At 73.4% G+C, this 24,201-nt stretch carries 25 protein-coding genes; 14 read left to right on the top strand and 11 right to left on the bottom strand.

What is annotated here, in order from left to right; genetic code table 11:
* Positions 1 to 8: 8 nt before the first annotated feature.
* The gene (gene dapC / locus KG111_RS12600; protein ID WP_213449994.1) at positions 9 to 1,127 is read left to right on the top strand and encodes a succinyldiaminopimelate transaminase; all 1,119 of its coding nucleotides are present in this window, start codon (positions 9 to 11) and stop codon (positions 1,125 to 1,127) included.
* A 61-nt stretch (positions 1,128 to 1,188) separates the two neighbouring features.
* Here the strand turns inward: dapC and KG111_RS12595 are convergent, their stop codons facing one another.
* The 4 genes from KG111_RS12595 to KG111_RS12580 all read right to left on the bottom strand — a co-directional run bounded on the left by KG111_RS12595 (position 1,189) and on the right by KG111_RS12580 (position 4,527).
* Positions 1,189 to 2,148, bottom strand: coding sequence for a VldE C-terminal domain-containing protein (locus KG111_RS12595; RefSeq protein WP_205291986.1), 960 nt, complete (start codon positions 2,146 to 2,148; stop codon positions 1,189 to 1,191).
* An 82-nt stretch (positions 2,149 to 2,230) separates the two neighbouring features.
* Entirely contained in the window at positions 2,231 to 3,169 is a 939-nt protein-coding gene (gene dapD / locus KG111_RS12590; RefSeq protein ID WP_205291985.1) for a 2,3,4,5-tetrahydropyridine-2,6-dicarboxylate N-succinyltransferase, read from the bottom strand.
* Positions 3,170 to 3,201: 32 nt separating this feature from the next.
* On the bottom strand, positions 3,202 to 3,996 hold the full coding sequence (locus tag KG111_RS12585) for a thioesterase family protein (protein WP_205291984.1): 795 nt from the start codon (positions 3,994 to 3,996) through the stop codon (positions 3,202 to 3,204).
* Positions 3,997 to 4,044: 48 nt separating this feature from the next.
* The gene (locus KG111_RS12580; RefSeq protein WP_249666121.1) at positions 4,045 to 4,527 is read right to left on the bottom strand and encodes a DinB family protein; all 483 of its coding nucleotides are present in this window, start codon (positions 4,525 to 4,527) and stop codon (positions 4,045 to 4,047) included.
* Positions 4,528 to 4,865: 338 nt separating this feature from the next.
* Here KG111_RS12580 and ileS point away from each other — a divergent pair, with 338 nt between their 5' ends.
* The 6 genes from ileS (at position 4,866) to KG111_RS12550 (ending at position 12,385) form a co-directional block, all read left to right on the top strand.
* On the top strand, positions 4,866 to 8,180 hold the full coding sequence (gene ileS / locus KG111_RS12575) for an isoleucine--tRNA ligase (RefSeq protein WP_205291983.1): 3,315 nt from the start codon (positions 4,866 to 4,868) through the stop codon (positions 8,178 to 8,180).
* Between the two features lie 92 nt (positions 8,181 to 8,272).
* Entirely contained in the window at positions 8,273 to 9,361 is a 1,089-nt protein-coding gene (dapE, locus tag KG111_RS12570; RefSeq protein WP_205291982.1) for a succinyl-diaminopimelate desuccinylase, read from the top strand.
* Positions 9,358 to 10,089, top strand: a complete 732-nt coding sequence (locus KG111_RS12565) for an LOG family protein (protein WP_205291981.1) — start codon at positions 9,358 to 9,360, stop codon at positions 10,087 to 10,089. Before dapE ends, KG111_RS12565 begins: the two co-directional genes overlap by 4 nt.
* An 18-nt stretch (positions 10,090 to 10,107) precedes the next feature.
* Positions 10,108 to 10,476, top strand: a complete 369-nt coding sequence (locus KG111_RS12560; RefSeq protein WP_240195885.1) for a DivIVA domain-containing protein — start codon at positions 10,108 to 10,110, stop codon at positions 10,474 to 10,476.
* Between the two features lie 146 nt (positions 10,477 to 10,622).
* Entirely contained in the window at positions 10,623 to 10,790 is a 168-nt protein-coding gene (locus KG111_RS12555) for a DUF3117 domain-containing protein (protein ID WP_205291980.1), read from the top strand.
* A complete protein-coding gene (locus KG111_RS12550) occupies positions 10,787 to 12,385 on the top strand; it encodes a leucyl aminopeptidase family protein (protein ID WP_205291979.1) in 1,599 nt (532 codons plus the stop codon). Before KG111_RS12555 ends, KG111_RS12550 begins: the two co-directional genes overlap by 4 nt.
* A 79-nt stretch (positions 12,386 to 12,464) precedes the next feature.
* Here the strand turns inward: KG111_RS12550 and KG111_RS12545 are convergent, their stop codons facing one another.
* Positions 12,465 to 13,217, bottom strand: a complete 753-nt coding sequence (locus KG111_RS12545) for an SDR family NAD(P)-dependent oxidoreductase (protein ID WP_205291978.1) — start codon at positions 13,215 to 13,217, stop codon at positions 12,465 to 12,467.
* 8 nt (positions 13,218 to 13,225) lie between these two features.
* Positions 13,226 to 13,870, bottom strand: coding sequence for an O-methyltransferase (locus KG111_RS12540; protein ID WP_205292108.1), 645 nt, complete (start codon positions 13,868 to 13,870; stop codon positions 13,226 to 13,228).
* A 348-nt stretch (positions 13,871 to 14,218) separates the two neighbouring features.
* On the opposite strand from KG111_RS12540, the gene sigE reads away from it, so the two are divergent.
* From sigE to KG111_RS12525, 3 genes are all read left to right on the top strand, one after another.
* Positions 14,219 to 14,779, top strand: coding sequence for an RNA polymerase sigma factor SigE (sigE, locus tag KG111_RS12535; RefSeq protein WP_240195898.1), 561 nt, complete (start codon positions 14,219 to 14,221; stop codon positions 14,777 to 14,779).
* Positions 14,776 to 15,243 (top strand): anti-sigma factor family protein, encoded by a 468-nt coding sequence (locus KG111_RS12530; protein WP_205291977.1) that lies wholly within the window; start codon positions 14,776 to 14,778, stop codon positions 15,241 to 15,243. The genes sigE and KG111_RS12530 overlap by 4 nt, the downstream gene beginning before the upstream one ends.
* A 132-nt stretch (positions 15,244 to 15,375) precedes the next feature.
* Entirely contained in the window at positions 15,376 to 17,025 is a 1,650-nt protein-coding gene (locus tag KG111_RS12525) for a S1C family serine protease (protein ID WP_249666120.1), read from the top strand.
* Between the two features lie 48 nt (positions 17,026 to 17,073).
* On the opposite strand, the gene KG111_RS12520 is transcribed toward KG111_RS12525, so the two are convergent.
* Positions 17,074 to 17,310 (bottom strand): helix-turn-helix domain-containing protein, encoded by a 237-nt coding sequence (locus KG111_RS12520; protein WP_205292816.1) that lies wholly within the window; start codon positions 17,308 to 17,310, stop codon positions 17,074 to 17,076.
* A 100-nt stretch (positions 17,311 to 17,410) separates the two neighbouring features.
* On the opposite strand from KG111_RS12520, the gene KG111_RS12515 reads away from it, so the two are divergent.
* Both KG111_RS12515 and KG111_RS12510 read left to right on the top strand, forming a co-directional pair.
* On the top strand, positions 17,411 to 18,190 hold the full coding sequence (locus KG111_RS12515) for a hypothetical protein (protein WP_205292817.1): 780 nt from the start codon (positions 17,411 to 17,413) through the stop codon (positions 18,188 to 18,190).
* A gap of 7 nt (positions 18,191 to 18,197) precedes the next feature.
* Positions 18,198 to 19,544, top strand: a complete 1,347-nt coding sequence (locus tag KG111_RS12510) for a CpaE/TadZ family protein (protein ID WP_205292818.1) — start codon at positions 18,198 to 18,200, stop codon at positions 19,542 to 19,544.
* Here KG111_RS12510 and KG111_RS12505 read toward each other — a convergent pair.
* Both KG111_RS12505 and KG111_RS12500 read right to left on the bottom strand, forming a co-directional pair.
* On the bottom strand, positions 19,541 to 20,950 hold the full coding sequence (locus KG111_RS12505; protein WP_249666119.1) for a hypothetical protein: 1,410 nt from the start codon (positions 20,948 to 20,950) through the stop codon (positions 19,541 to 19,543). The genes KG111_RS12510 and KG111_RS12505 overlap by 4 nt on opposite strands.
* The gene (locus KG111_RS12500) at positions 20,947 to 21,306 is read right to left on the bottom strand and encodes a cupredoxin domain-containing protein (protein WP_205292819.1); all 360 of its coding nucleotides are present in this window, start codon (positions 21,304 to 21,306) and stop codon (positions 20,947 to 20,949) included. The genes KG111_RS12505 and KG111_RS12500 overlap by 4 nt, the downstream gene beginning before the upstream one ends.
* Before the next feature lie 123 nt (positions 21,307 to 21,429).
* Between KG111_RS12500 and KG111_RS12495 the strand changes: the two genes are divergently transcribed.
* Together KG111_RS12495 and KG111_RS12490 are read left to right on the top strand one after the other, a co-directional pair.
* Positions 21,430 to 22,923 (top strand): WS/DGAT/MGAT family O-acyltransferase, encoded by a 1,494-nt coding sequence (locus KG111_RS12495; protein ID WP_205292820.1) that lies wholly within the window; start codon positions 21,430 to 21,432, stop codon positions 22,921 to 22,923.
* A 19-nt stretch (positions 22,924 to 22,942) separates the two neighbouring features.
* Entirely contained in the window at positions 22,943 to 23,164 is a 222-nt protein-coding gene (locus KG111_RS12490; protein ID WP_205292821.1) for a hypothetical protein, read from the top strand.
* A 44-nt stretch (positions 23,165 to 23,208) separates the two neighbouring features.
* On the opposite strand, the gene KG111_RS12485 is transcribed toward KG111_RS12490, so the two are convergent.
* Both KG111_RS12485 and KG111_RS12480 read right to left on the bottom strand, forming a co-directional pair.
* Positions 23,209 to 23,691 (bottom strand): DUF2505 domain-containing protein, encoded by a 483-nt coding sequence (locus KG111_RS12485; RefSeq protein ID WP_205292822.1) that lies wholly within the window; start codon positions 23,689 to 23,691, stop codon positions 23,209 to 23,211.
* Positions 23,691 to 24,173 carry a DUF2505 domain-containing protein gene (locus tag KG111_RS12480; RefSeq protein WP_205292823.1) on the bottom strand — a complete coding sequence of 161 codons (483 nt, stop codon included), beginning with the start codon at positions 24,171 to 24,173 and terminating at the stop codon, positions 23,691 to 23,693. The genes KG111_RS12485 and KG111_RS12480 overlap by 1 nt, the downstream gene beginning before the upstream one ends.
* Positions 24,174 to 24,201: the final 28 nt, after the last annotated feature.

Raw genomic sequence — 24,201 nt, 5'->3', positions numbered from 1 at the left:
GCCACACCGTGCCCCACCCTGCTCGGCCCGTCTCGGGACGGTTGCCGGACTTCCCCTGGGACAAGCTGGCGCCGTACGCCGAGCAGGCGCGCGCCCACCCCGACGGGATCGTCGACCTGTCGATCGGCACGCCGGTCGACCCGACCCCCGAGGTGGCGCGGGCCGCGCTGGCGGCGGCCTCGGACGCCCACGGCTACCCGGTGACCGTGGGCGTGCCGCAGGTGCGCCAGGCGGCGGTCGACTGGCTGGCCGGCACCCACGGCGTCACCGGCCTGGGCATCGACCAGGTGCTGCCGGTGGTGGGCACCAAGGAGCTCATCGCCAGCCTGGCACTGCACCTCGGTCTCGGTCCCGGCGACCTGATCGGCTACCCCGAGCTGGCCTACCCGACCTACGAGGTCGGTGCCGCCCTGGTCGGGGCCGAGGCGCTCGCGACCGACTCGCTGACCGCGTTCGGCCCCCGGACCCCCAGCCTGCTGTGGCTCAACTCGCCGTCCAACCCCTCGGGACGGGTGCTGCCGCTCGAGCACCTGCGCAAGGTCGTGGACTGGTGCCGCGAGCGCGGCGTGCTGCTCGTCTCCGACGAGTGCTACCTCGACTGCGTCTGGGAGGGCGAGGCCTACTCGGTCCTGCACCCGGACGTGTGCGGCGGCAGCGCCGAGGGGATCCTGGTCGTGCACTCGCTGTCCAAGCGCTCCAACCTCGCCGGCTACCGCTGCGGCTTCGTCGCCGGTGACCGTGCGGTGATCGCGGAGCTGCTGGCGGTGCGCAAGAACCTCGGCCTGATGATGCCCGACCCGCAGCAGCGGGTGATGGCGGCCGTGCTCGCCGACGAGACCCACGTCGCCGAGCAGCACGAGCGCTACCGCAGCCGGCGCGCCCGGTTGCGCGCCGCGCTGGAGGCCGCCGGCTACACCATCGAGCACTCCGAGGCCTCGCTGTACCTGTGGACCACGAAGGGCCCTGAGGGTCCCGACGCCTGGCAGCTCGTCGCCGAGCTCGCCGCCCAGGGGATCCTGGTCGCCCCGGGGGTGTTCTACGGTCCCGCCGGCTCTCACCACGTGCGGATCGGGCTGACCGCCACCGACGAGCGGATCGACGCCGCCGTCGCCCGCCTCACCCGCTGAGCCGCCTCACCTGCTGAGCCGCCTCACCTGCTGAGCCGCCTCACCCGCTGGGGCGGAGGGCTCAGGCGAACACGTCGACGTGCACGTGGTCGCGGTGCTCGAGGATGTCCCGGTCACCGGCCGAGGACGGCGGGTCGTAGTCGCGCCAGCCGTCGCGGCCGGCGGTCCAGATCCGGTCGTCGAAGATGACCGTGCGCACGTCGAGCCGGTCGGCGTTGGCGACCAGGTAGTGCGCGACGGCCCAGCCCTTGGTGCGGTTGGCCTTGTTGACCGGACGGAAGAAGATGTCGATCGCCCGACCGGCGTAGTGCGCGGAGCCCTCCATGTGCCCCGAGCTGACGCCGTCCGGGTCGAAACCGCCGAGCGAGAGCCGGCCGAACCGCGCCAGCAGGTCCTTGCGCACCGCGTCCGCGCGCGGGGTCAGCCCGTTCGGGGTCAGTGCGTCGTCGGCCGAGGGGGCGCCGCCGTCGAGGTCGCAGGTGAACGTCGCGGGGGAGTTGCCGGTCAGCGCGGAGGCCAGCGCCCGGCCGTCCTCCTCGTGGTCGGCGTAGGCGTCCGGGAACGCCGAGCGCTGCACCCGCTGCGCGGCGACGGTGATCTCCATCTTCTCGTAGCCGTCGATCTTCTCCAGCGCGTCGTAGAACGCGTTGGTGGCGTAGACGGGGTCGAGCAGCTCCTCGGTGGTGCCCCAGCCCTGGGAGGGCCGCTGCTGGAACAGCCCGACGGAGTCGCGGTCGCCGTAGTCGATGTTCTCGATCTTCGACTCCTGGTACGCCGTGGCGAGCGCGATCGAGACCGCGCGGGCCGGCAGGCCGCGTCGTACGCCGATCGCGGCGATGAGCGCGGCGTTCTCGGCCTGCTCCCCGGACAGCTCGACGGTGTGGTCGCCGACGGTGACGGTGCAGTCGCCGCTGGGGCCGCCGACGAGCTCGTCGGTCACCCGGAGCACCGCGATGCCGATGGCGACGACCACCGCGAGCACCACGAGGCCGACGAGGACGGCCGTGAAGCGCTTTCTCACGAGGACCAGTGTGCGGTCGGGGCGGTGAGGGGCCTCATCGCCTCGAGCCGCGGACGCAACCGGACGCAGGGGGTCGGCGCCGTCAGTTGGCGTGCAGGTCGGCGTTCAGCGCGATGCCGTGGCCCTGCCAGCCGGTCGCCTCGACCGCGCCGGTGACGGAGTTGCGGCGGAAGAGCACGTTGCTCGCCCCCGACAGCTCGGCGGCCTTGACCACGCGTGCCTCCTCGCCGGGCTGGAGCACGGTGACCTTGGTGCCCGCGGTGACGTAGCAGCCGGCCTCGACCACGCAGTCGTCGCCGAGCGAGATGCCGATGCCGGCGTTGGCGCCCAGCAGGCAGCGCTCGCCGATCGAGATGACCTGCTTGCCGCCGCCGGACAGGGTGCCCATGATCGAGGCGCCGCCGCCGATGTCGGAGCCGTCGCCGACGACGACACCGGCCGAGATCCGGCCCTCCACCATCGAGGCGCCCAGGGTGCCGGCGTTGAAGTTCACGAAGCCCTCGTGCATCACCGTGGTGCCCTCGGCCAGGTGCGCGCCGAGGCGGACCCGGTCGGCGTCGGCGATGCGGACCCCGGTGGGCAGCACGTAGTCGACCATGCGGGGGAACTTGTCCACGCCGTAGACGCTGACGTGCCGGCCATCGGCCTGCAGCCGGGCCCGGGTGGCCTCGAAGCCCTCGACGGCGCACGGGCCGGCGGAGGTCCACACCACGTTGGTGAGCAGGCCGAAGATGCCGTCCAGGCTCTGTCCGTGCGGGGCGACGAGGCGGTGGGAGAGCAGGTGCAGGCGCAGCCAGACCTCCGCGGTGCTGGTCGGCGCGGCGCCCAGGTCCGCGATCTCGACGAGGATCACCTGCCGGGTCACGCCGCGTGCGGCGTCCGCGCCGGTCAGCGCGACCAGCTCGGCCGGCGCCTCGACGTCCGCGGGCTTCTCGCCCAGCGCGGGGGCGGGGAACCAGGTGTCCAGGACGGTCTGGTCGGCGGCATAGGTGGTCAGGCCGAAGCCCCAGGCAGCAGTCACGGGCACTGATTCTAGGGGTGTCGCGGGTCGCTTCAGCCAGCGGCCAGGATCGCCAGCTGGCGGCTCTGGGCGACCAGGCGACCCTGCTCGTCCCACAGCTCGACGTCCTCGTCGTGGTAGCCCGCGATGACGTGCCGGGTCACCACGTGCCCGAGCGCCCAGAGCGTCTCCGGGCGGCGCCGGTAGTGCACCGTCAGCTGGATGGTGGCTGAGGCCAGGTGGCCGATCTCGGCGGTCACCGGCGGGAACGCGTCGACCATGGCGCCGGCGAGCAGCGCGTCGACGGGGCGCCCGTCCGCGGCGCGGAGCCAGCAGGTGCCCTCGGTGACGCCGCTGGGCTGCCCGACGAGCCACCCCGGCGCCTGCGGCGCGCGGTAGGTGTAGCGGTCCAGGATCGGGAACGCCCCGGCCGGGATGAGCGAGCTGGTGTCGGCACACTCCAACGGTCCCGGCACGTCGGGGGCGACGTGCGGCACGTGCTCCACCGCACCGGCGGTGTCCCAGTCGTGGGTGCTGAGCACCGCGTGCGCGATCTCCTTGCCGTCCTGGACCAGCGTGGCGTCGTACGTCGAGACGCGGCGGCCCCGGCGCACTTCGCGGACGCTGATCTCGGCGTCCCCGGGCAGGGCGGGACGGAAGTAGGTCACCGCGATGCTCAGCGGGTCCGGGTGGACGGACTCGGCCGTCGCGGCGTGCTGCAGCAGCGCCAGCACGTAGCCGCCGTTGGGGGTGCCGTTGGCGGTGTTCCAGTCGTCGGTGATCCGGACCCGGTGCCGGCCCTGGCCCAACGGCACGGAGGCGACGGCGTCGTCGAGGAGGTAGCTCACCGGCACATCCTGCCCGGCGCGCTCATCGCGTCCGTCGGCGCCTCCGGCTCACTCGCCGGTGACGCCGTCCAGGCACTCGCGCAGCAGGTCGGCGTGCCCGCAGTGGCGGGCGTACTCCTCGATCAGGTGCACCAGGATGTCGCGCACGGTGGCGGTCTCGGTGCCGCGCCGGAAGGTGACCTCCCTGCCCAGGTCGGTGCCGACGAGCGTGTCGAGCAGGGCGTCGCCGAGCGCCACCTGGGCGCGCCACTCGGCGAAGGCCTCGGCCACCGCCTCGTCGGTGGCCACCACGTCGGCGAAGCCCGCGTCACCGTCGTCGTAGATCCGCGGACCGTCGCTGGAGCTCAGCGCACGGCAGAACCAGAAGTGCTCCACGCGGGCGAGGTGGCGCACCATGCCGAGCAGGCTCATGCTGCTCGGCGGCACCGACCGGGTGGCCAGCTGCGCCGGCGTCAGTCCCTCGCACTTGCGCACCAGGGTCTGGCGGTACTGGTCGAGGTAGTCGCGGTAGTTGCTCAGCTCGTCGCTCACCACCCCAGCCAACCGGCCGGAGCACCTGATCGGCAAGGGTGCTGGCGGGCAAGGCTGCTGAGCGGAGGAACCGATTGGCACGGCGCCCGCGGCGCGCCGTACGCTGGGGGCACAGGCGCTCGAGCCGTCATCAGCGGCGAGCCCCGGGAAGAAAAGGTGAGCGGACCGGCGGTCCGCGAGCCCCAGTAGAGCCCGGCGGGTAGGCCCGTCACAGCCGTGAAGGAGAGGTCTGTCGTGGCACCCGCCGCGACGGGCAAGCAGGGTGGTACCGCGGTCCGTGCCGGATCGTCCCTGCGGTAGATGCCGCAGCTGAGACGACGCAGGAGACCGAGGCCCCGATGACCTATCCGAAGGTCAGCACCGACCGTACGAGCGAGCAGGGCGCCGTCCCCGGCTCCCCGCGGTTCCCCGAGATCGAGGAGCGCGTCCTGGCCTACTGGGCCGAGGACGACACCTTCCGCGCCTCGGTCGCCCAGCGCGACGGCGGTGAGCACGGCGAGGACGAGTTCGTCTTCTACGACGGCCCGCCGTTCGCCAACGGACTGCCGCACTACGGCCACCTGCTCACCGGCTACGTCAAGGACATCGTGCCGCGCTACCAGACGATGCGCGGCAAGCGCGTCGAGCGCCGCTTCGGCTGGGACACCCACGGCCTGCCGGCCGAGCTCGAGGCGATGCGCCTGAACGGCATCAAGACCACCGACGAGATCGTCGCGATGGGCATCGACAAGTTCAACGACGCCTGCCGTGCCTCGGTGCTGAAGTACGCCGACGAGTGGCGCGCCTACGTCACCCGGCAGGCGCGCTGGGTGGACTTCGAGGGCGACTACAAGACCATGAACCCCGAGTTCATGGAGTCGGTCGTCTGGGCGTTCAAGCAGCTCTACGACAAGGGCTGGATCTACGAAGGCTTCCGCGTCCTGCCCTACTGCTGGAACGACGAGACCCCGCTGTCCAACCACGAGCTGCGGATGGACGACGACGTCTACAAGTCGCGTCAGGACCCCGCGGTCACCGTCGGCTTCACCCTCGACGACACCGGCACCGACCCGGTGCTGGACGGCGCCAAGATCCTGATCTGGACCACCACGCCGTGGACCCTGCCCTCGAACCTCGCGGTCATGGTCGGCTCCGACATCGACTACGTCGTCGTCGAGGCCCCGGTCCCGGGCGCCGACGAGAAGGCCCGCTACGTGCTGGCGCAGGCGCTGCTGGGCAAGTACGCCCGCGAGCTCGCCGACGCCGAGGGCGAGTTCACGATCCTGGGCACCTACCGGGGCGCGGACCTGGTGGGGCGCACCTACACCCCGCCGTTCGGCTACTACCTCGGCCACGAGAACGCCTTCCGGGTGGTCGCCGCCGACGACGCCGTCACCACCACCGACGGAACCGGTGTCGTGCACACCGCCGGCGCGTTCGGTGAGGTCGACAAGGAGGTCACCGACCGCGAGAGCATCGAGGCGGTGATGCCGGTCGGCAAGGACGGCAGGTTCACCGCGCCGGTCGACGACTACGCCGGCATGCTCGTCTTCGACGCCAACCCCCACGTCATCGACCACCTCAAGGCCGCCACCCGCGGCCTCGGCGCGGACGAGGCCGGCGAGCGCGGTGCGGTCACCCCGGGCACCGTGCTGCTGCGCCGCGAGAGCTACGAGCACTCCTACCCGCACTGCTGGCGCTGCCGCGAGCCCCTGATCTACAAGGGCGTCTCGTCGTGGTTCGTCGAGGTGACGGCGTTCAAGGAGGAGATGCTGGCCAACAACCAGCAGATCAACTGGGTGCCCGAGCACATCAAGGACGGCCAGTTCGGCCGCTGGCTGGAGAACGCCCGCGACTGGTCGATCACCCGCAACCGGTTCTGGGGCTCCCCGGTGCCGGTGTGGAAGTCCGATGACCCGGCCTACCCCCGCATCGACGTCTACGGCTCCTTCGCCGAGATCGAGCGCGACTTCGGCCGACTGCCGCGCAACGCCGACGGCGAGCCCGACCTGCACCGGCCGTGGGTCGACGACCTGACCCGGCCGAACCCCGACGACCCGACGGGGCGCTCCACCATGCGCCGCGTCACCGACGTCCTCGACGTGTGGTTCGACTCCGGCTCGATGAGCTTCGCGCAGAACCACTACCCGTTCGAGAACGCCGACTGGTTCGACGGCACGGCCGAGAAGAAGGCGCACTTCCCGGGCGACTTCATCGTGGAGTACATCGGCCAGACCCGCGGCTGGTTCTACACGCTGCACGTGCTGGCCACCGGCATCTTCGGCAAGCCCGCCTTCAAGAACTGCATCAGCCACGGCATCGTGCTGGGCAGCGACGGGCAGAAGATGAGCAAGTCGCTGCGCAACTACCCCGACGTCTCCGAGGTCTTCGACCGCGACGGCGCCGACGCGATGCGCTGGTTCCTGATGGCCTCGCCCATCCTGCGCGGCGGCAACCTGGTGGTCACCGAGCAGGGCATCCGCGACGCCGTGCGGCAGGTGATGATCCCGCTCTGGAACACCTGGTACTTCTTCGCGCTCTACGCCAACGCCGAGTCCTACGACGCCCGGATCGGCTCGCCGGAGTCGCTGGCCAGCACCGACCCGCTGGACCGCTACCTGCTGGCCAAGACACGCCAGTTCGTCGAGCAGATGACCGCCGAGCTGGACGCCTACGCGATCGCGGACGCCTGTGAGACCACCCGCGGCTTCCTCGACGTGCTCACCAACTGGTACGTGCGCCGCTCCCGGGAGCGTTTCTGGGAGGGCCGGCCCGAGGCGTTCGAGACCCTCGCCGCCGTGCTCGACGTGGTCTGCCGTGCCGTGGCGCCGCTGCTGCCGCTGACCACCGAGGAGGTGTGGCGCGGCCTGACCGGCGGCCGCTCGGTGCACCTGACGGACTGGCCCGACGCGGGCGTGCTGCCCGCCGACGACGCCCTGGTCGCGGCGATGGACACGGTGCGCGAGGTCTGCTCCACCACGTCCGCGCTGCGCAAGGCCGCCCGGCTGCGCAACCGGCTGCCCCTGGCCGAGCTCACCGTGGTCGTCGAGGACACCGCCGCCCTGGCCCCGTTCGCCGAGATCATCGCCGACGAGCTCAACGTCAAGGCCGTGCGGCTGGTGGCGGCGGGCTCGGACGAGGCCGCCGGCTTCGGCGTCGAGCAGCGGCTCACCGTCAACGCCCGCGCCGCCGGACCGCGGCTGGGCAAGGACGTGCAGGCCGCGATCAAGGGCGCCAAGTCCGGTGACTGGTCGGTGGCCGCCGACGGCACCGTGACCGCCGGCGGACTGGCGCTCGTCGAGGGCGAGTACACGCTGGAGACGGTGGCCGCCGACACCGGCGGCGAGAGCGCCACCGCGGTGCTGCCCGGCGGCGGCTTCGTCGTGCTCGACACCGTGGTCACCCCCGCGCTGGCGACCGAGGGCCTGGCCCGCGACCTGGTCCGTGCGGTGCAGCAGCTGCGCCGCGACACCGGCCTGGACGTCACCGACCGGATCGCGCTGCGCGTCGGCGGCACGCCTGCGGTGCTCGCCGCGGCCCGCACCCACGAGTCGCTCGTGGCGGGGGAGACCCTGGCGACGTCGTACGACGTGGGCGGGGAGGCCCCGGCCGGCGCGAGCGAGATCACCCTCGGTGACGGCGAGGTGGCCTGGCTCACCCTCGAGGTCGACTGAGAGCGACTGAGGGGGTCGACTGTGGACGGCGGGTCCTCAGCCGCGGCGGGTGTCGCCGCCGCGGCTGAGGCCGGGGCTGGTTGACTGGCCGCGTGCCTTCCATCGATATCCACGCTGACGTCGTCGACCTGACCCGCCAGCTCGTCGACATCGAGTCCGTGAGCCGCCACGAGCGGGCGATCGCCGGTGCCGTCGAGCAGGCCCTCTCCGCGCTGGAGCACCTGTCGGTGACCCGGCACGGCAACACCGTCGTGGCGCGCACCGAGCTGGGCCGCGACCACCGGGTGGTGCTCGCCGGTCACCTGGACACGGTGCCGGTCAACGGCAACCTGCCGAGCCGGCTCGAGGACGGGATCCTGCACGGCCTGGGCAGCTGCGACATGAAGGGCGGCGACGCGGTCATCCTGCGGCTGGCCGCCACGCTGACCGAGCCGGTGCACGACGTCACGTTCGTGCTCTACGACGCCGAGGAGATCGACGCCGCGCTCAACGGCCTCAACCTCCTCGGCCAGTCCGGCCCCGACCTGCTCGAGGCCGACTTCGCGGTGCTGATGGAGCCCTCCAACGGCGTCGTCGAGGCCGGCTGCCAGGGCACGCTGCGTGTCGAGGTCCGCACCCGCGGGGAGCGCGCCCACGCCGCGCGGAGCTGGCGCGGCGTCAACGCCATCCACGCCGCCGCGGAGGTGCTGACCCGCCTCAACGCCTACGAGCCGCGGCGCCCGGTGATCGACGGGCTGGAGTACCGCGAGGGGCTCAACGCCGTGGGGATCAGCGGCGGCGTCGCGGGCAACGTGGTGCCCGACGAGTGCGTGGTCACCGTGAACCACCGCTTCGCCCCCGACCGCAGCGAGGCCGAGGCCGAGGCGTTCGTCCGCGAGCTCTTCGACGGCTTCGACGTCACCGTCGTCGACTCCGCGCCCGGGGCGCTGCCCGGGCTGGACCGGCCCGCCGCAGCCGCGTTCATCGAGGCGGTCGGTGGCGTGGTGAACCCCAAGTTCGGCTGGACCGACGTGGCCCGGTTCAGCCTGCTCGGCATCCCGGCCGTCAACTACGGCCCCGGTGACCCGCTGTTCGCGCACAAGCAGGACGAGCACGTCGAGGTCGCCCAGATCGTGCGCTGCGAGGAGCAGCTGCGGGCGTGGCTGACCGGCGCCGTGGGCGCCGGCGGGGACGCGCGATGACCCGGCGCACCGGGCACGGTCCCCGGCCCACCGCGGGGCGCCCCGAGGGCTCCACCACCGACCAGCGGCTGCTGGACTCCCGCGGCGACGTCGGGTGGGTGCACACCGACCCGTGGCGGGTCATGAAGATGCAGGCCGAGTTCGTCGAGGGCTTCAACGACCTCGCGGAGATCGGCCCTGCCATCTCGGTCTTCGGCTCCGCGCGGATTGCCGTCGACCACCCCGCCTACGACCTGGGTCTGCGGGTCGGCGCCGGCCTCGCCGACGCCGGCTTCGCGGTGATCACCGGCGGCGGCCCCGGGGCGATGGAGGCCGCGAACAAGGGCGCGCTGGAGGCCGGCGGGCAGAGCATCGGCCTGGGCATCGAGCTGCCCTGGGAGGCCAGGCTCAACGACCACCTGAGCTTCGGACTCAACTTCCGCTACTTCTTCGTGCGCAAGATGATGTTCGTCAAGTACTCCCAGGGCTACATCGTGCTGCCCGGCGGCCTGGGCACGCTGGACGAGCTGTTCGAGGCGATGACGCTGGCGCAGACCAAGAAGATCACCCAGTTCCCGATCGTGCTGATGGGCACCGAGCACTGGTCGGGCCTGCTGGACTGGATGCGCGGATCCATGCTGGACGACGCCCGGATCAAGCAGTCCGACCTCGACATGCTGACCCTGACCGACGACCCCGACGAGGCGGTGGCGCTGATGGTCGCTGCCCGTGACCGACGACGCTCCTGAGCGGGAGGTGCACCGGTGATGATGTGGGTCTTCGCGGTCCTGGTCGTGCTCGCCATGGGCGGGGTGGCGCTGCTCGCCGCCGGGCACGGCGAGCCGATGGCCCCCGCCTACGACGACCGCCCCGACGCGCTCGTGCCCGCCGACGGTGCGCTGGAGGGCGACGACCTGCGCCGTGTGCGGTTCTCCCTGGCCTTCCGGGGCTACCGGATGTCCGAGGTCGACGCCCTGCTGGCCCGGCTGGCCGCCAAGCTCGACGGCCAGCTCGACGACGCCCAACGGGCCGGTGCGGCGACGCCGTACGACGACCCGAGTGCCGCCCGGAACACCGACCGGGACACCGACGCGGACACGGACTCGGTGGCCGACCCGGCGACGGACCAGCAGTAGGCGCACCGGGCTGCTCGCGTCGCCACACGCCGGAGTTCGCCCATCGCTGCGCGGGGGTTGTGGCATAGGCGATAATGTTGCGGCGCACAGTCGGGTGTGGGTGCGCTCGACGCAACTTGCAGATGTCAGTGGAAGAGGGGTGCCGCATGGCGGCGATGAAGCCACGGACCGGCGACGGTCCGCTCGAGGTCACCAAAGAGGGTCGCGGCATCGTGATGCGCGTCCCGCTCGAGGGCGGCGGTCGACTCGTGGTCGAGCTCAACGCCGAGGAGGCCTCGGCGCTCGGCGAGGCCCTCCACAGCGTGGTCGGGTGACCTCAACCCGGCCGTCCACCGGACCGACCCTGCCGGGTCAGGTCTCCCCGCCGCAGTTCGCGCTCAGCGAGCTGCCGCCCGGTGCGATCGTCGGGGCCGACGTCGTCGCCGTGCCGGTGCTGCCCGGCGACGACGACGTCCCGTTCCTGCTCGGACCCGGTGCCGCCGAGCTCGCCGACGAGCTCTCGGTCGACCTGGTCGGCGCCGCGGAGGTGCACGGGCTGAGCGGCGCCACCGGCGAGGTGGCGACCGTGGCCGTGCCCGACGGCACGGCGGCCAACCCGGACCTCCGGCTGGTGCTGCTGGTCGGCATCGGCCAGGCGCGCCCGATCGACCTGCGCCGTGCCGGTGCGGCGCTCGCCCGAGCCAGCTTCGGCCGCACGGCCGTCGCGACCTCCGTGCCGGTGCTCGCCGGTCTCGACGACGCGACCGAGGTGGACGCGGCGCGCAGCGTCGAGGCGTTCGTCATCGGCGCCATGCTGGGCAGCTTCGTGTTCCACTGGCGCTCCCAGGGCCCGGAGCGGGTGCCCGTGCCGCGGATCGTCATCGCCGGGTACGCCGGTGACGGCGACGCCCTGGAGCGGGCGGTCGCGCTCGGTGGCGCCGGCTGGCGCTCCCGCCAGCTCGCCACCGTGCCGTCGAACCTGAAGAATCCCGCCTGGCTGGCGACGCAGGCCGAGGCGATCGCCGACGAGGCCGGCCTCGAGGTCCGGGTGTGGGACGAGCAGCAGCTCGCCGACGAGGGCTTCGGCGGCATCCTCGCCGTCGGAGCGGCGTCCGCGACGCCCCCGCGGCTGATCCGCCTGGACTACACCCCGCGCGGCATCAGCGCCCGCGCGGCGAAGAAGCTGCCGCGCGTCGTGCTCGTCGGCAAGGGCATCACCTTCGACTCCGGCGGCCTGTCGATCAAGCCCGCCGCCTCGATGGGCTCGATGAAGCGCGACATGACCGGCGGTGCCGTCGTGCTCGCGACGATGGCCGCGCTCGCCGACCTGGACTGCCCGGTGCGCGTCACCGGCCTGGTGGCCGCCGCGGAGAACGCCATCTCCGGTCGCGCCCTGCGCCCCGGGGACGTGATCCGGCACTGGGGCGGACGCACCACCGAGGTCGGCAACACCGACGCCGAGGGCCGCCTGGTGCTGGCCGACGCCCTGGCGTACGCGGTCAGCGAGCTCGACCCGGCCGTCGTCGTCGACGTCGCCACGCTGACCGGTGCCGTGAAGGTCGCCCTCGGCCAGCAGGTGGGCGGGCTGTTCGCCAACGACGACGCCCTGGCCGACGCTCTGCTCGAGGCGGGCGAGGTCGCAGGGGAGCCGCTGTGGCGCTTCCCGCTCTACGACGGCTACGTCGACAAGCTCGCCTCGAAGATCGCCGACGCCAGCAACGACCCCGGGGGACCGGGCGCGATCACCGCGGCGTTGTTCCTGCGCCCGTTCGTCGGCGAGGTGCCCTGGGCACACCTCGACATCGCCTCCGTGGGCGACGTGGAGAAGGATTGGCACGAGTGGACCGTGGGGCCCTCCGGCTTCGGTGCCCGGCTGGTGCTCAGCTGGCTGGGCTCGCCCGACCCGCTCGCCGGCGTCGCCGACGACTGAGACCCCGACCTGCTCCGCTTCCCAAGCGGTTTTGTCCTGATCTGCGCCGATCACGACAAATCTGCTTGGGAGGCGGGGGTCAGGTCAGGTTCAGCCCGCCGTCGAGCACGATGACCTCGCCGGTGAGGTAGCGGCTGTGCACCACGGTGGAGACCAGGTCGGCGACGTCGTCCGGCGTGGCGGCCCGGCGCATGGGGGAGCGGGTCGCCCACGTCTCGTGCGCCTCGGCCCAGGTCCGCGTCATCGGGGTGTCCACCAGGCCCGGCGCCACTGCGTTGACCCGTACGTCGGGGCCGAGGGCGGCGGCCAGCAGCCGGGTGGTGTGGTTGAGCGCGGCCTTGCTGGCGGCGTACGGCACCGAGGAGCCCTTGGGGCGCACCCCGGCGTGGCTGGTGATGTTCACGACGCAGCCGCCACCATCTCGGGTGGAGCCGCGCAGCGCCTCCAGCGCGGCGGTGGTGAGCACCCACGGCGCGATCAGGTTGACCTCCAGCAGCCGGCGCCAGTCCTCGGCGCGGGCGGCGGCGAGGTCGGCGTGCGGGATCGGCCAGCTGATCCCGGCGTTGTTGACCAGTACGTCGAGGCGACCGTGCCGTTCCAGCGTGGCGGCGACCAGCGCGGCGGCCTGCTCCTCGTCGGCGAGGTCGGCACCGAGGTGGTCCCCACCGATCTCGGCGGCGATCCGGGCGCCGTCCTCGGGCCGGGTGTGGGAGTGCACGACCACCCGCAACCCGTCGTCCGCGAGGCGGCGCGCGATGCCCTCGCCGATGCCGGAGCTGCTGCCGGTGACCAGCGCGACGCCGCGGCCGTTGTCCGTGCGGCCGGTCTCCACGAGAGGGCTCAGTCCCCGGACTCGGGGACCCACACCTTCTTCGCCACCAGCAGGCCGTCACCCACGGGCAGCAGCGCCGGGACCAGGCCCTCGGTGTCGGCGACCTGCTGGACGAGGTCGCGGATGGCGACGGTCTCGTCGTCGCGCTGCGCGGGGTCGGCGACCCGGTCGTGCCACAGCGCGTTGTCGAACGCCACCACGCCGCCGGGGCGCAGCAGCCGCAGCGCCTCGGTCAGGTAGGCGCCGTACTCGCGCTTGTCGCCGTCGGCGAAGACGAGGTCGTAGTGGCCGTCGGTGAGGCGGGGGAGCACGTCGAGCGCGGCGCCGGCGATGGTGCGGGCGCGCTGGGTCGGCACGCCGGCGTCCTTGAACGACTGACGCGCCAGGCGCTGGTGCTCGGCCTCCACGTCGACGGTGGTCAGCACGCCGTCCGGGCGCATGCCCCGCAGCAGCCAGATCCCGGAGACGCCGGTACCGGTCCCGATCTCCACCACCGCGCGTGCCTCCAGCACCGCGGCCAGGAAGCGCAGCGTGGCGCCCGAGCCGGCGGAGATCGGCACGACACCGACCTCGTCGGCGCGTGCCCGGGCCGTGCGCAGCACGTCGTCCTCGGTGACGTAGGCGTCGGCGAAGGTCCAGCTGGTCGCGTTCATCGGTGTCACAGGCACGGGCCCAGCCTAGGGGCTGGGCGCCGCGGCGCTGCGGACCCACGGCGCGGGAGGCCCGAACTGGTGGGAACACCGGGTCCCAGCCGATCGTTGGGGTGTTCACAGGGAACCCTCAGGCGGGAGCCCTAGCGTGGGAGGAGGCAGCAGATCGTGATACTGACCCAGCGGAAGAAGGCCGTCGTGAAGGAGTCCGTCGACCTCCCCTCCGCCGTGCGCGTGCAGCCCAGTTCCCTCGACCAGCCGGTCGACGTGGCCGCGCCCGTCGATCTGGCCGCACTGGCCGCCCGCGGTGCAGAGCGTGGGGCCGAGCGTGGTACCGAGCCCGCCCAGGACCTGGACTGGGAAGCCATCGTCGAGCAGCACTCCGACCGCGTGTACCGCCTCGCGATGCGGCTCACCGGCAACCGACACGACGCCGAGGACCTCACCCAGGAGGTCTTCGTCCGGGTCTTCCGCTCCCTGCACACCTACGCTCCCGGCACGTTCGCCGGCTGGCTGCACCGGATCACCACGAACCTGTTCCTCGACCAGGCCCGCCGCAAGCAGCGGATCCGCTTCGACGCGCTGTCGGAGGAGCGTGCCGCCCGGATCTCCAGCCCCGTGCCGGCACCCGAGGCCGACTACGCCGCCCGCACCTTCGACGACGACGTCGAGGCCGCTCTGGCCTCGCTGCCTCCGGACTTCCGCGCCGCGGTGGTGCTGTGCGACATCGAGGGGCTCAGCTACGAGGAGATCGCCGACATCCTCGGCGCCAAGCTCGGCACGGTGCGCTCCCGCATCCACCGGGGCCGCGCGCTGCTGCGCGCCGCGCTGGCCCACCGTGCCCCGAGCGGTGACCGCACCCGGTTCGCCGGCCCCGCCACCGTCGCGGTCCCCGGGGGAGGGGTGGCGTGATCGGTCACCTCGGCACCCGGGTCAGCGCACTGCTCGACGGACAGCTCTCCGCCAAGGAGGCCGAGGAGGCGTGGTCCCACGTCTATTCCTGTCATTCCTGTCGCGACCTCGTGGAGCGCGAGGGCTGGGTGAAGACCCGGCTGGCCGGCCTCGGCGCCGGTGACCGTCAGGCGCCCTCGGGCCTCAAGGGGTCGCTGCTGTCCATGCCGCCCGGCGAGCGCTACCTCGCCGAGGTGGACGAGCATCGGGCCTCGCGGCGCAGCCTGGGGGCCGCGGCCATCGGCGGCGGTGCCGTCGGGGCCGCGATGCTCGGGGTGATCGCGATCGGCCTCGTCCCCAGCGCCGACCGGCGCCCGCCGGTCAACCAGGTCGACACCACGGTCGTGCGACCCGCCGGCTCGACCACGGCCCCGATGCGCCTCGACGTCGTCCCTGACACCCCCCTGCGGCGGATGCTGCCCTGATCGCCGGACGCTTCTCGACCCGCCCCGGAGCCCGTCCCGATGGAGTCCCGGAGCCGTCGCCGGAGGTGACCGGAGGGCCCGCGCGGACGGGTCCTGAGGCCCGCGGCTGGGGCGGTCGGGAATGATGAGGGCGTGAACGACGCGTACGACGCCGACCGCGAGCCCACCCAGCCGATCGAGGGCGACCTCGACGAGGGCCGCGAGGACACCGCCGCGCTCGGCAACGAGGGCGAGCAGCCCGGCGCACCCGCGCCGCTGGTACCGCCCGGGGCGCCCGCCGCCCCGGCCACCCCCGCGCGCGCCGAGACGCCCGTGCCGCAGTGGGCGCCCCCGCCGCCCGGCAGCGCACCGGTGCCCGCCGCTCCCCGGCCCTCGGGCGCCGACGCGCCCACCCCGGGCGCTCCGCTGCCCCCCGGTTCGATGCCCGGTTCGATGATCGGCTCGCTGGCGCCGTCGCTGATGCCGCCCGGCGCCGCACCCATGCCCGCGCCCGTCGACGCGTCCACGACCGGGGCCTCCGCCGGATCCGCCATCCCGGGCGGCGGTGCGCCTGCCGACCAGCCCGGTGCACCGGCACCCGGGGCACCAGTCTCCGGAGACCCTGGGAATCCCGGGGACCGGCTCGTCGTAACGGGCCCCGCCGGCCCCGGTGCCCGGCGGCGCACCCGGGAGGGTGCACGCCCCGGCTGGCTCGCGGTCGGCGCCGTGGCGCTGGTCCTCGGGCTGGCCGGCGGGTTCCTCGGTGCGCTCGGGCACGACGCGCTCACCGACGACTCCGCCGCCGCGGGCTTCAGCGGCGGGCTCACCGAGGCCGACCTCGTCGAGCTGCCGCCGCTGAAGGAGCCCGGCTCCGTCGCGGCCGTGGCGCAGGCGGTGCTGCCGAGCACCGTGCAGGTCCTCGCCGAGTACGACGGCCAGGCCTCCGGCGCCACCGGCTCGGGCTGGGTGATGGACGGCGACGGCCACGTCGTCACCAACAACCACGTGATCGCCTCTGCGGCCAAGGGCGGCGGGCCGATCGTGGTCGTCGACAACGAGCGCAACCGCTACGAGGCCAAGGTCGTGGGCCGCAGCGCCGTCTACGACCTGGCGATCCTCGAGGTCGAGGACAGCGACGGCCTGGTGCCGGCCAAGCTCGGCCACTCCAAGAAGCTGCGGGTGGGGGAGCCGGTGGTGGCCATCGGCTCGCCGCTGAGCCTGCCGAGCACCGTGACCTCCGGCATCGTCAGCTACCTCCAGCGGCCGGTGACCACCGGCGCCTCCGCCGACGAGTCCTCCTACATCAACGCGGTGCAGACCGACGCGGCGATCAACCCCGGCAACTCGGGGGGACCGCTGCTCAACATGCAGGGCGAGGTGATCGGGGTGAACTCCGCGATCGCCACCGCCGGCGGCGGCTCGATCGACTCCGAGGCCGGCAACATCGGCGTCGGGTTCGCGATCCCCGTCGAGCAGGTCCGGGTCACCGCCGACCAGATCCTCAAGACCGGCAAGGCGCAGTACCCGGTGATCGGGGCGAAGGTGAAGACCGGTGGCGTCCCCACCGGGGACGGCGCCGAGCTCGACGAGATCATCTCCGGCAGCCCTGCGGAGGAGGCCGGGCTGCGCAAGGGCGACCTGATCACCCGCGTCAACGGCGCCCGGGTGACCGAGGGGATCGCCCTGATCGTCGCGATCCGGGCCTACCAGCCCGGGCAGACCATCGAGTTCACGATCGAGCGCGGCGGGAACGAGCGCGAGGTCGAGGTCACGCTCGACGGCGAGGACGACCCGGCCTCCTGAGGCCTGCGGGGCGCCTGCTCAGGCGCCTGCTCAGGCGCTGCTCGGTCGCTACTCGGTCGCGTCGGAGTCCACGAACGGGTGCTCGGCGACGTACTGCTCGGCCGAGCGGTACTGCTCGGCGATGTACTCCTCCAGGCGCGAGGCCTCCACCCGCCACTGGCCCCGCCCGCCGATCTTGATCGCGGGTAGCTCCCCACGCCGCACCAGCGCGTAGACCTGCGCGCTGGAGGTGTTCAGCACCTCCGCGACGTCGGCGAGGGTGAGGAACCGTGGGGTGCCGGCCATGCGCACATCGTCGCACCCTGCCCCGACGGCACCGGCGCAGGCCACGCCGTCCTGTGGAGAAGCAGGTGACGAGGCGGGCTACCGGTTGCATGATGGGCGCGTGCCCACCGCCTCCGGTCCCTCCCCGGCTGCTCCCGGCGTCCCCGCGCCGCCCCGCGCCACCCGGGTGTCCCGTCCCGGCTGGCGGGACCCGCGCCTGTGGATCGGGGTGGTCCTGGTCGCCGGTTCGGTCGTCCTCGGTGCCCGCCTGCTCGACGCTGCCGATGACACGGTCGCGGTCTGGGTGCTCGAGGCCGACCGCGGCAGCGGCACTCCGCTCAGCAGCGCGGACCTGCGCGCGCAGCGGGTCCGGTTCGCCGACGACGCGGTGCTGGAGCGCTACTTCTCGGCCGATGCGCCGCTGCCGGACGGGTTGGCGCTGATCCGCGCGGTCGGCGCCGGCGAGCTGCTCGCCCGCTCGGCGGTCGGCCAGGTCGACGCCGCGCAGGTGGTGCAGGTCCCGCTCGAGGTGGACCCCAACCGGGTGCCGCCCGACGTGGTGGCCGGGTCGGTGGTCGACGTCTGGATCACCGACGGAGCCGGTGCAGGCGCCCAGGTGCCTCCCCTCACCGGCGAGCGGGACGAGGACACCGCGCGCGGCGACTCCGGCCGCACGCCCCCGACCCCCGGCAGCCCCGGCAGCCCCGGCAGCCCCGGCAGCTCCGGCGGTCCGGCGCTGAGCGAGGTCACCGTCGTCGCCGCGCCGTCGTACGACGACACGTTCGCGGTCACCGGGGCGCGCCAGCTCGTGGTGGCCGTCGAGGAGGAGCGGGCCGCGGAGTTCGAGCGGCTGCTGGGTGCGCTGCAGGACCCGGTGATCCGGATCCTGCAGCGCTCGTGAGGCGGACATGATCGTCGTCGTGCTGGTCTCGACCGGGGCCGCGTGGGAGCCGGGCGCCCTGGCGGCGCTGGCCAAGCACCCCGGCACGGTGCTGCTCAAGCGCTGCGTCGACCTCGCCGACCTGCTCGCCACGGCGAGCACCGGACAGCCCGAGGTCGCGGTGCTCGGCACCGACCTGCCGGGGCTGGACCGTGCCGTCGTCGACGAGCTCGCCGCCCACGGTGTCCGGCTGGTCGGGGTGGCTGCCGACCCCGACCACACCCAGCCCCGGGCCGCGCGGGTCGGGATCGCCACCGTGCTGCCGGCCGACCGGATCGGCGAGGTCGCCGAGGTCCTCACCACGCTCCCGAGCGACCTCACCGACCCGGGCCGCGGTGCCGGTCCAGGTGCGGGCCCGGCATCCGAACCCGGTGCCGTGCTGTGGGGACCGCCGGACCCGGACGTGCCCGTGCGCGGACCGATCGTGCCGGCGGGCGGGCCGGGACGGGTGATCGCGGTCTGGGGCCCCACCGGCGGGCCGGGCCGCACCACCCTGGCCGCGGCGCTCGCCGGCGAGCTGGCCCGCCGCGGTCTGGACACCCTGCTCGTCGACGCCGACCCCTACGGCGGGGCGGTGGCGCAGCAGCTGGGCATCCTGGACGAGGTCTCCGGGCTGCTCGCGGCCGCACGGCTGTCCTCCTCCGGTCAGCTGGCCGAGCGGTTCGGTGGCGTGCAGCGCCGGCTCTCGGACCGGCTGCGGGTGCTGACCGGACTGCCGCGCGCCGACCGCTGGGCCGAGGTCCGGCCCGGGGCGTTGACCGAGATCGTGGAGACCGCCCGCGAGCAGGGCCAGGTCGTCCTCGACACCGGGTTCAGCCTGGAGCACGACCCGGCGGCCGACCTGGGTCGTCCGGGCCGCAACGACCTGACCCGGGAGGCGGTGGAGGTCGCCGACGAGCTGGTCGTGGTCGGCGCGGCCGACCCCGTCGGCCTGGCCCGGCTGGTCCGGGGGCTGCGCGAGGTGGCCGAGGTGCGCCCGCACGTGCCCACCCGGGTCGTGGTCAACCGGATGCGGACCACGCTGGGCTGGCGCGAGGCCGACGTGCGCGCGATGCTCGCCGGCTTCTCCCGCTCCGCAGAGCACGGCGCAGACCCGGTGCCGGTGCACTTCCTGCCCGAGGACCAGGCCGCGCTGGACCGGGCGCTGGTCGCCGGCCGGCTGCTCACCGAGGCCGGCGACTCCGCGCTGCGCCGCGGGGTCGTTGAGCTGGTCGCGGCCATGGCCGGGACCGGCCACGGCATGTCCCAGGACATGTCCCTAGGCGTGTCCCGAAGCATGCGCCGGGGCCGGGGCCGGGTGCCGGGTTCCGGCTAGGCGCTGAACAGCAGCATCAGGCCGCCGGCGGTCAGCGCGACCATCACCACCAGCATCGGCAGCTGGCCGGTGATCTGGTCGCGGGGCGGCAGCACGCTCAGCGCCCGGTCGTGCGCCGCGACCGCGCCCAGGACGTGGCCGACCACCACCGCCAGCACCTTGATCGTGGCCAGCACCGTGGGGTGGTAGGAGAACCAGTACGACGGCTTGAGCGAGGCCGTGCCGAGGATGTCCCAGCCCTTGCCGAACGGGTCGCTGGCCAGTGCCAGCGTCTGCGTGCCGGTGTCGACCAGCAGGGTGAGGTAGTGCGCGATCACGTAGCCGATGACGATCGGCACGATGGAGTGGGCGTAGCGGCGCGGCAGCTCGCGCCGCGGCACCTCGCCGCGGCTGGGGGTGGCCGCGCTGCCGATGGCGATCAGCGCGGTGGCGATCACGCAGAACGCGAGCAGGGCGGCGTTGTCCAGCCACACCTTGCTGATGGAGGCGTCCTGGTAGGTGCGCACCCAGAACGAGGACTCCGAGAACGAGTCGTAGGCGGTGCTGCCGAACAGCACCCCGACCACGGCGACGAGGCCGGGCCGGGACGGGACGGTGGCCAGGTTGGCCAGCGGGCTGCGTACGACCAGCCGGCCGTCGACTCGCGCCCACGGCGACAGCTTGGCGGCCAGCGAGGAGTACACCTCGAACGGGTCGGCACGGTCGTAGAACCGGTTGCCGAAGAGGGCGCCGCCGACCAGCATCACGCCGACGTAGATCGCGCACCACAGCCGCACCGAGCCCAGCTGCGTCGGGTAGGCGTAGGCCAGCTCCAACCACACGAACGCGTAGAGGCCCAGCGCCGCCGGCCAGTAGCCCAGCCACGCCGGGTAGCGGAACAGCCCCTGTTCGGGGTCGGTGCCGGCGATCCGGGCGATGCCGGCGTTGATGGTGCGCACCGGGCTGATCGCCCGCCACACCGGGCCGAGCAGCACCGAGGCGAGCACCAGCCCGACCCACCACCACACGTAGACGATGCCGAAGAACGGGTTCGTCAGCGACGCCTTGCCGAACAGGGCGGTCGCCACCGTGTAGGCGGCCAGCACCATGCCCAGCACCCGCAGGCCCACGGCGAAGCCGCGGGCGCCGGTGAGGCGGTCCAGCCACGGCCAGGCGGCGCGGCCCGGGCGCTGGCCGTCGTCGTACCGGGGGCGCCGCCAGGCCACCACCAGCACGGTGAACGACACGACGAGGGCCGCCACGGCGCCGGAGACGGCCAGCTCGAGGGAGATCGGCAGGTCGGAGGAGCCGCCGATGCCGTGCGCCTCGACGATGCCGCCGTTCAGGCCGCCGTTCAGGCCGCCGTTCAGGCCGCCGTTCAGGCCGCCGCCCAGACCTCCGTCACCGTCGCGGCCAGGGCCGCTCACCGAACCTCGAGCTGCACGATGATCTGGTCGGGGTCGTGCGACTCGACCTCCACGACGCCGGGTCGGTCGATCTGGATGGGGAAGGTCTTGGTCCCGGCCTCGTAGGCCAGCTCCTGCTCGGGGTCGGAGTGGATGTGGATCGAACCCGGCTCGTCCGCCGTCACCACGAGGTCGATCGGCTCGCCTGCGCCCACCTCGACCCGCTCGCCGCTCGGCTCGATCTTGCCGTCGGACACCGTGATCTCGACGACCACCGGCTCACCGCTCGGCGACTTCTCCTCGTCACCGCAGGCACTCAGCGTCGCGGTCAGGGCGAGGGCGGCGACCAGCGCACCGCTGGTCCGGAGCCATTGCATGGATCCTCCTGTGACAGCAGATCAGGGGCGTCGACGTCCCGGTCCGACTCCCATTTCTCTGCCAGAATCTCAGCAGACCCCCGCCGACAGGGAATCGGGGGCGGAGCGACCTTCGGAGGACGAGTGGATCGGGTCCGGCCACGCGACGCGGTTTTCCTGGCGGAGGAGAGCCCGCAGACACCGCTGCACAACGTCACCATCGAGGTCTTCGACCCGGGCACCGGCCCGGACGCGCTCGACCACGCGCGCCTGGTCCGGCTGGTCCGGGACCGGATCGCGTTCGTGCCGCGCTACCGCCAACGCGTCCTCACCGTGCCGGGCAACCTGGCCGCGCCGGTGTGGGTCGACGACGAGAACTTCGACCTCGGCTACCACGTGCGCCGCTCCGCCCTGCCGCGCCCCGGCACCCGCGAGCAGCTGCTGGAGCTGGCAGGTCGGATCGTCTCGCGGCCGCTGGACCGCAGCCGCCCGCTGTGGGAGATCTACTTCGTCGAGGGCCTGGAGAGCGGCCGCGTCGCGCTGCTGTCCAAGACCCACCAGGCGCTCGTCGACGGCGTGCACACCGTCGACCTCGGTCAGCTGCTGCTCGACCTGCATCCCGAGTCCCGCGAGCTCGACCCCGACGACTGGGCGCCCCGGCCCGCGCCCAGCTCCGCGGCCGTGCTTGCCTCGGCGGTCAAGGAGAACCTGACCGACCCCCTCGCCGCGCTCGACACGGCCCGCTCGGGCTCGCAGGCGGTGCTGCGTGCCGCCGGCCACGGCTCTGCCCGCGCCCGCGGCCTCCTCGCCGCCGCCACCGGCCGCAGCCCGCAGCGCAACGGCGTGATCAACGGGCCGCTCTCGCAGCAGCGTCGCATCGTCGCCGTCCAGACCCGCCTCGACGACTACCGACAGGTGCGCGACGCGCACGGCGGCACGATCAACGACGTCATCCTCGCCACGCTCTCCGGCGCGCTGCGGGCGTGGCTGATGACCCGCGCGGAGTCGCTCGGCGGGTTGCGCCAGGTGCGCGCCGTCGTACCGGTCTCGGTGATCGACGAGGAGCTCGAGGCCACCTCGCTGGGCAGCCAGATCGCCGCCCACTTCGTCGACCTGCCAGTAGGGGAGCAGAGCCCGGTCGTGCGGCTGCACCAGGTCTCCTACTCCTTCCAGGCGCACAAGGACACCGGCCGCAGCGTCGCCGCGAACCGGTTGGCCGGCCTCGCCGGCTTCGCCCCGACGACCTTCCATGCCATCGGCTCGCGCGTGGCCGCCACCGAGCTGCGCCGCGGCTACCACCTGTCGGTGACCAACGTGCCCGGACCGCAGGCCCCGCTGTACGCCGCCGGCGCCCGGATGGTCGCCAGCTACCCGGTGCCGCCGCTCGTGCCCGGCCACCCGCTCGCGATCGGGGTGACGTCGTACGACGGCGGGGTCTTCTACGGCATCACCGCCGACCGGGACTGGATCCCCGACGCCGACCTGCTCGGCGTGTGCGTGCGGGAGGCGCTCGACGAGCTGCTCGAGCTGTCCTCGGAGACCCGACAGCGTGCTCCGCGGGGCCGCCGCGGGGCGCGGGCGGCCCGGCCCCGCACCCGCGGCCGGGGTGGGGCCGACGGGAGTTCGCGCCCAGACTGAGGCGTGCGAGCATGGGGAGGTGATCCCCCTGCACCTCGGGAGCCTGCACCCCTACGAGCAGGCGCTGACCTTCGGCCTGGCGTTCGGGCCGTTCCTGGTGCTCGCCGTCGTCATCGCCGTACGACGCCGCGCGGACGCCGCCCGCGAGGCGGCCGCCGAACACGAGGAGCACCACGTGCCCGAGGGCCCGGCCGCCGAGCGCGCCCACAGCGCGGACAGTCCCGGCCCGGACGCCTCGTAGGGGCGGGCCAGGCCTCTCAGCACCAGCCGATCAGCTGCGGCCGGTCAGCCGGCCAGCCACTGCGTGCCGGTGCGCTGCTCGGCGCGCAGGGCGCTGCGCAGCAGCTTGGCGAGCAGGTCCTCGAGCTTGCCGGAGATCAGCGGGATCTTCACCGTGATGCTCAGGTCGATCGTCTCGGTGGTCACCCCGCCGACCTCGACGAGGGTGGCGGTGCCCCGGATCTCGCCGGGCTTGCCGGGGATGGTGACCACGATGTCGGCGTGCTCGGGGCTGGTCCAGGTCTCGGTCTGCACCACGGTGGTGGACTCGCCGACGATCTTCTTGGCGAAGCCCGGCACGCCCTCGGTCGGCTGGGTCATCTCGATGTGGACCGTGGTGCCGCCGGCGTTCGGCGTGACCGTCACGTCCTGGTCCAGCGCATGCTGGGCGGTGCACACCTGCTCCCGGAACGCACGGTCGGTGAGCATCGCGCTCACCTGCGCCAGCGGAGCGTCGTACACCTGCTCCTGCAGCAGACGGGTGGCCATCAACGGTCTCCTTCCAACCAGGCGACGCCCACGGCGTGCTCGGCGTCCAGGCCGGCCGACACGGTGTCGGCCATGATCTTCTCCAGCTTCGTGCCGAGCAGCGGCACCTTGACCTCCAGGTCCAGCGCCACCGTGTAGCGGCTGCCCGCGTCGTCGGCGGCGAGGCTGATCGTGCCGGCAGCCCGTGCCGGCTTTCCGGGGCTCTCGACACGCACGGTCGCGGACGTGGGGTCGGTCCACTCCTCGCGCACGATCGCGCGGCTGGTCTCACCGGTGACCTTGGTGGCGATCGCGGGCAGGCCGGCGGTGCGCTGCACCGAGTCGACCACGACGGTGCGGCCGGAGCCGGTCGGCGTGCTGCTCACCTCGAGCGACACCACGCCCTGCGCCGCACCGACCGCCTCGCGGTAGGCGGGGTCCGCGAGCATCGCGAACACGTCCTCGGGCGGGGCGGCGTAGAACAGCTCACGGGAGAACCTCATGCGCGTCATCATGGCGCACCGCACACGG

The organism is Nocardioides faecalis, assembly GCF_018388425.1.
Taxonomy (GTDB): domain Bacteria; phylum Actinomycetota; class Actinomycetes; order Propionibacteriales; family Nocardioidaceae; genus Nocardioides; species Nocardioides faecalis.
The sequence above is the reverse complement of the archived record's forward strand: the minus strand, read 5'-3'. Positions and strand labels throughout refer to the sequence as shown.